This window comes from Neobacillus fumarioli NBRC 102428 (genome assembly GCF_001591485.1).
Taxonomy (GTDB): Bacteria; Bacillota; Bacilli; order Bacillales; family Cytobacillaceae; genus Neobacillus; species Neobacillus fumarioli.
In genome coordinates, this window is record NZ_BCUZ01000028.1 from 23,063 (window position 1) to 29,555 (window position 6,493).

Below are 6,493 nucleotides of genomic sequence, written 5' to 3' on the forward strand. Positions count from 1 at the left end.
TCACCCCAAGGCAACAAAGGTAATTATAGCCTTCGATAAAATTTTTGTCAATATTTTTTCTTTACACATTAAGCAGGGGATCATTTATTTGTATAAATGTTTTTTCCTATATTAGTTTATCCATTAAAGTTTGATACGAAACGTTCTTAACTGCTGGTGAATCATTTGTTATAATATTTAGTAATTTTTGGAGGTGTTAAAATTTGAAAGCCGTTGGAGTGGTTGTGGAATATAATCCTTTTCATAATGGACATCTTTTTCATTTACAAGCAGCTAAAAAAAAGGCGGATGCCGATATTGTGATTGCCGTCATGAGCGGGAATTTTCTGCAAAGAGGCGAACCAGCCCTTGTATCCAAATGGTATCGGACAAAAATGGCTTTATTAAATGGAGTAGATCTCGTTTTTGAACTTCCTTATCAATTTGCGGTACAACAGGCAGAAACATTTGCAAATGGAGCTGTTTCCATTTTAGCCGCTGCCGGATGTGAATTCTTGTGCTTTGGTAGTGAAAGCGGCGATATTTCTTCTTTTCTTGAAACCATTGAATACTTAAATGGACAGAAAGAGGCATTTGCAGCAAATATCAAGCATTATATTCATAAAGGTGTCAGTTACCCAAAAGCACTGGCACTTTCTTATCAAAAGCTAACCGGGTCTGATCAATTTCTAGATTTATCCCAGCCGAACAATATTCTTGGTTTTCAATACATAAAGGCTATCAAAGAGCAGAAGAGCAGGATGAAACCTTTGACAATCAAGAGAAAAAATGCCGGGTATCACGATGAACATTTTTCTTCCGAAACAATTGCCAGTGCTACAAGTATCAGGAAAGCAATTTTTTCACCAGAAGAAACTGACATAAGTAAATATGTTCCACAGCCGACAAAACAATTATTAGCACAATATTATGAACAATATGGGTGTTTTCATCATTGGGAACGGTATTGGGACTTTCTTCAATACCGTCTCATTCAGTCAGATCCTGAAGATCTTAAAGAAATTTACGAAGCAGAGGAGGGGCTGGAAAACCGGTTAATCTCTGCTGCCACCGAGTCTAATCATTTTCATGAGTTTATGCAAGCAATTAAAACAAAGCGTTACACATGGACAAGACTTCAGCGGCTGTGTGTTCATATCCTGACAAACGCGAAAAAAGATAGAATGAAGCCAACAGCAAGAGCTTCTTATCTAAGGCTCTTAGGTATGACGACTGCGGGACAAACTTATTTGAATCAGATGAAGAAAAATTTCAGTTTACCGCTCGTGTCAAAAGCTTCCTCCTTTAAAGGTAACGAAATTGATCTTGATATTAAGGCAGCGAGAATATATGCAATGGGCCTTCCAGAACCTTATAAAGTACAATTATTAAAGCAAGAATTTCAGCAGCCACCAATATATGTAGAGCAAAAAAGATGATGCAGTGTTGCACCATCTTTTTATTTTTCGGGCAATTTTTCCAAATAATTGACTGCCTCGTCAAAGTTATTGACAGGAACTATTTTCATTTTTGAATGGATGTCATGTGCTGTTTTTACAGCTGCTCGGTAATTAGAGTTTTGCGCACCCTTTTCATTCGGAGCAAAGAAGATTTCTGCCCCCGCCTTGTCTGCAGCAACGATTTTTTGTTCAATTCCGCCGATCGGACCAACCGTACCATCTACATCGATAGTGCCTGTACCAGCAATTTGATATCCTTTTGTTAAATCTTCTTTTGTCAACTGATTATAAATTTCCAATGAAAACATCAGACCCGCTGATGATCCTCCAATATCAGCCGTATTGATTTTTACCTTTGGATCCACAACAATATCTTTATCATCCACTAATGAAATTCCGATTCCTACCCGGTTTGGAGACTCTTTAAATGGTTTTAATTTTAACGTAGCCGTTTTCTCTTGCTTATTTCTTAAGAACGTAAATGTCACTGGATCTCCTGCATGTTTTTTCCCTACATAATCAATAAATTCTTTAGAAGAAGTAAAGGAATTACCATCCACTTTAAAAATCCGATCGCCGGGTTTTAATGTTCCGTCAGCCGGCATACCAGGCAGTACATCCATAACATAAATTCCTTTATATTTATAATGAACCGGAATTCCCGCTTTACGGTATGCCACATCAATGGCATTCAGTTTTGCTCCGGCCATCATCTGAAGCTGAATGAGATTATACTCTTCTTCTGTTTCTTTCTTCCCTAAAATTTCATCCTGCGGATAGATTTCATCATACTTACTCATTTTTGCTTCCAAATAAGAGTAAATATTTGCTTTGCCCATTCTCACAGTTGTCAGCATAAAATTGCCCTTTTCTTTATAACCATTTTCAACTTTAATAATTGGAGCAAGCTTCTTTGCCATTCCGGGCTCTGTTATATAATAAGGGAGTGTAATGAACATGCCGCCAATCAGGAGAACAATCATTAGGACAAAGATCCCCGTATATATTTTTTTGCACAAACTTTACGTCTCCTTCCACTTTCTAATTTCTTCCTCAATCTGTTTGATATGCTTTCTAGCTTCTTCTTCTCCGAGTTTTATAATTTCTTCAGTGTAAGTGAATGCACGAGAACTATATCTTTCAACGGGCGGACGAATCATAATTGCAGAAGAGGGTTCCCTGCTGTTGATAATTTCTGTCTGCATAATATCAATGCTTTGCATGATAACATCGTAAATAGAAGTAATTTCGGCATTCCGCTTGATTGTTGAAACATCGACAGCAATGACAATATCTGCTCCCATTTCTCTTGCAACAGTCACGGGCACACGGTCAGTCACACCACCATCGACCAGTATTCTTCCATTATATTTTTCCGGAACAAAAATTCCCGGAATGGAAATGCTTGCCCGAACAGCATTTGCAATAGAACCAGTTTTAAACACAACCTTTTCACCTGTTAATAAATCTGTCGCAACAATACCAATCGGAATCTGTAACTCCTCAATATTTTTCCCGCGTGTAAATAATTTAACAAATTCCTTTACTTTTTTGCCAGCTATGAATCCCATTTTGGGCACTGTAAAATCTAAAAAATATTTTCTTTTAAAAGCAGAGGATAATTTATATAGCCGGTCAATATCAATACCAGCAGCATATAAACTGGCAACAAGAGCACCCATACTGCTGCCGGCAATTAAATGAATAGGGATTCCAGCTTCTTTTAATACCTTAAGTACACCTAAATGTGCAAACCCACGCGCACCTCCGGAACCAAGTGCCAAGCCTACTTTCGGGTGCTCCATAAACTGACCTCCCTAAAAACGATTTAGAGTTTATCTAAACAAATACTCGTTCAATCTTATGGTCTAAAAAAACGTTCTATGAGTATATTTCTTTTATAGCAGGACAAGTAAATTTGTAAGTTGATCTTATTTTATCATGCACCCAAAAGATTTCACAGTATAGCAAGACTCTTAGGGGGGTTCCACTTGCATCGTTCAAAATTAAAGACGGTCTTCTTATCCGTTTCCGTTACAATATTGGCGGTTTCACTTATTTCTTTTCCACAAGAGTCATTGGAGGCTTCACAACGCGGACTTAAAATGTGGTGGGAAATTGTCTTCCCCTCGTTGCTGCCCTTTTTCATTGTATCAGAGATGTTAATTGGTTTTGGGGTTGTCAAATTTATTGGTGTTTTACTGGAGCCGCTGATGAGGCCCCTGTTTAAAGTACCTGGTGTAGGGGGATTTGTTTGGGCTATGGGGCTAGCCTCCGGTTTTCCTGCTGGAGCAAAATTCACGGCAAGATTGCGCCAGGAGGGGCAGTTAACGCAAATCGAAGCGGAGCGCCTAGTTTCCTTCACGAATTCCTCCAATCCTTTATTTATTTTTGGCGCCGTTTCAGTAGGTTTTTTCCATAATCCCCGCTTAGGGATCATTTTGGCAGCAGCACATTACTTAGGCAATATTTGCGTAGGTTTAATGATGCGCTTTTATGGAAAAGAGTCTCCGGATAAAATAGGCAAAATCAAGGGAAAATCAATATTTCGGGAAGCACTGTCTACGCTGCACCAAACAAGAATAAACGATAAACGCCCCATCGGAAAACTCCTCGGAGATGCAGTCAATTCATCATTTCAGACATTATTAATGGTAGGCGGATTTATTATTTTATTTTCTGTTATTAATAAGCTGCTTTATCATTTACATATTACAGCCATGTTGGCAAAGGCCGTTGAAATCGTCTTATCGTCTATTGATTTTCCGGATGCATTAAGCATTCCATTTATCTCGGGGCTATTTGAAATTACATTAGGCAGTCAGTTGTCAAGTTCCGTGGAGAATGCCGATCTTCTGGAGAAAGTAATGGTTACCAGCTTTATCTTGGGATTTAGCGGGTTTAGTGTTCAGGCACAAGTGGCAAGTATTTTAGCACAAACTGATATTCGGTTTAAACCATTTTTTATTGCAAGAATTTTTCAAGGGGTGTTTGCCAGTATATTCACTCTGATACTTTGGAAGCCGTTATATATTCAGTTTAATATGGAACAGCCATCCAATGCCCTACCCGCAAGTTTGTTAACCGGAGGCCAAATGAATCACTTTTATCAAAACGTAATCGAAGCAGGTCCTTTCATTACCATTTTCTCGCTTTCGTTATATGTTCTCTTTTTGTCATTTCAAATTAAAACACAAAAGAACTAGGCAATGCCTAGTTCATTTATTTTCATTATATTTTCTTAATAATTCTTTTTCTACAACTGGCGGAACAAGTTCTTTAATATTCCCATGGTATTTTGCTGCCTCTTTCACAATGCTTGAACTTAAAAATGAGTATTGATTATTTGTCATCATAAAAAAGGTTTCAACATGGTCATTTAAAAAACGATTCATAGAAGTAATTTGCATTTCATATTCAAAATCGGAAACTGCTCTCAAGCCCCGTAATATAGCAGTGGCATTCACACTTTTTGCATAATCGACCAAAAGTCCGGAAAATTGATCCACCAGCACATTTGGTATATCTTTTGTTACTTCCTGAATCAAACTGATTCTTTCCTGGACTGTAAACAGCGGATTTTTTGCAGAATTGTTTAATACTACAACATATACTTTATCAAACACCTTCGCTCCTCTGCGAATAATATCTAGATGGCCATATGTAATTGGGTCAAAACTTCCCGGACAAACGGCTATGCTTGCCACATTAACTCCCCCTATTCCTTCGTTTCCATCGAATAAATCGTTACGGCAATAATCCCGTATTTCTCATGTTTTATTTGCTGAAACCGCCCTACAGCCAGCGGCAGTTCCACATTGGAACTGTGTTCGCAGACAACGTTTCCGTTATTGTTGATTAAATCCTGCCTGTCCATTTTCTCCATAAGGGTGACGAGCTGCTGCTGTTTATATGGCGGGTCCAAAAAGAGATAATCAAATCGGATTCCTCTTTTGATCAAGGCCCGTAAAGCTCGGTCAGCATCATTCCGATAGACCTCTGCTTTCTCTTCAAATTGACACGCTTTAATATTCTCGCGAATCACTTGAATCGCTTTTGGATCATGATCAATGAATATCATTTTTTCCAACCCTCTGCTAAGTGCCTCAATGCCTAACCCGCCACTTCCAGCAAAAAGATCTAAACCATTCCCCCCATCAAAATAGGGGCCAATCATGTTGAAAATTGCTTCTTTTACCTTATCAGTTGTAGGCCTTGTTGTTTTTCCAGGAACCGCTTTCAACGGTCTTCCTTTGCAACTGCCTGAAACGACTCTCACGAAACGATCACCACATCACTCAAAATCCAATTTCTTGATCATATCCTATCATAAATGACAAAAAACAGACAAATCAAAAGCAGAATATCATAAAAAAATGACGAAATTTGTCTCTGGTCTTTTATCGATTGGAAAATTTATTAAAAAATGTATAAGCATTTTCATTGTGGAAATAATGATAGTAACAACATCAATTCGAGGATGTTGTTGCCAACCGCGGAGAAGACTTACGTTTCCCCATAAGTTCTTCCTCCGGTTTCTCCTCTCCCTTTGCCTTCTATCCTAAAAAGTAGGATGTAGAAGGACCCTGCAGGTGTTCTGCAGGGTTTTTTCTTTTTCATATAAATAAAAAGATGAGGGCTTGCCTCATCTCATTAAATTCCCATCTTATAGTCGTATTCTTTGGCCTTATCAGGAGAGGAGTTCTCGTATTCCATTTTCAAAAATGGTTTATACGATGGTTCTACTTTTTTCACAAAGGAAAACGAGCTTAACTTCTCCATAATATTTTCAACTTCTTCTTGATTACAATACAATACAACATATTTCAGCTTTTTTGAAATATAATGGACATTGCCAAACCGCCTAAGCATTTTTGCTTGTTTTAATGAGTACAGCCAAACTACAATTCCTTGTCTTTGAACAAACATAATTTTCCCCTTCAACACATCCACTTTTGAAATAAGTCTAGCATAATACCTCTCTTGTTTTCAATTTCTTGAACAAAAAGCGCAAGCACCTTGGTCAGTCTGCCTTCTTCTCGGAATAATCCTCC

The 6,493-nt window shown here is 38.1% G+C and carries 7 protein-coding genes; 2 read left to right on the forward strand and 5 right to left on the reverse strand.

All coding sequences use genetic code 11. The annotated features are described in order from the left end of the window. Positions 1–203: 203 nt before the first annotated feature. Complete coding sequence (locus tag BFU02S_RS06915; RefSeq protein WP_066368370.1) at positions 204–1,418, forward strand: nucleotidyltransferase; 1,215 nt, start codon at positions 204–206, stop codon at positions 1,416–1,418. Between the two features lie 20 nt (positions 1,419–1,438). Here the strand turns inward: BFU02S_RS06915 and BFU02S_RS06920 are convergent, their stop codons facing one another. Next, positions 1,439–2,458 carry a SepM family pheromone-processing serine protease gene (locus BFU02S_RS06920; protein ID WP_066368373.1) on the reverse strand — a complete coding sequence of 340 codons (1,020 nt, stop codon included), beginning with the start codon at positions 2,456–2,458 and terminating at the stop codon, positions 1,439–1,441. 3 nt (positions 2,459–2,461) lie between these two features. Then, on the reverse strand, positions 2,462–3,244 hold the full coding sequence (locus tag BFU02S_RS06925; protein WP_066368381.1) for a patatin-like phospholipase family protein: 783 nt from the start codon (positions 3,242–3,244) through the stop codon (positions 2,462–2,464). 186 nt (positions 3,245–3,430) lie between these two features. On the opposite strand from BFU02S_RS06925, the gene spoVV reads away from it, so the two are divergent. Next, complete coding sequence (spoVV, locus tag BFU02S_RS06930) at positions 3,431–4,645, forward strand: dipicolinic acid transporter SpoVV (RefSeq protein WP_066368383.1); 1,215 nt, start codon at positions 3,431–3,433, stop codon at positions 4,643–4,645. Between the two features lie 12 nt (positions 4,646–4,657). Here spoVV and coaD read toward each other — a convergent pair whose 3' ends face one another. The 3 genes from coaD to BFU02S_RS06945 form a co-directional block, all read right to left on the reverse strand. Continuing rightward, a complete protein-coding gene (gene coaD, locus BFU02S_RS06935) occupies positions 4,658–5,146 on the reverse strand; it encodes a pantetheine-phosphate adenylyltransferase (RefSeq protein ID WP_066368385.1) in 489 nt (162 codons plus the stop codon). Between the two features lie 11 nt (positions 5,147–5,157). Next, positions 5,158–5,718: a 16S rRNA (guanine(966)-N(2))-methyltransferase RsmD gene (rsmD, locus tag BFU02S_RS06940; protein ID WP_066368392.1), complete on the reverse strand. Its 561-nt coding sequence runs from the start codon at positions 5,716–5,718 to the stop codon at positions 5,158–5,160. A 374-nt stretch (positions 5,719–6,092) separates the two neighbouring features. After that, positions 6,093–6,368 carry a YlbG family protein gene (locus BFU02S_RS06945; RefSeq protein ID WP_066368393.1) on the reverse strand — a complete coding sequence of 92 codons (276 nt, stop codon included), beginning with the start codon at positions 6,366–6,368 and terminating at the stop codon, positions 6,093–6,095. Positions 6,369–6,493 lie beyond the last annotated feature (125 nt).

Bases quoted from the DNA above. Each gene is read 5' to 3' on its own strand.
- BFU02S_RS06925 (WP_066368381.1), bottom strand. From the start codon at position 3,244: ATGGAGCACCCGAAAGTAGGCTTGGCACTTGGTTCCGGAGGTGCGCGT.
- BFU02S_RS06945 (WP_066368393.1), bottom strand. From the start codon at position 6,368: ATGTTTGTTCAAAGACAAGGAATTGTAGTTTGGCTGTACTCATTAAAA.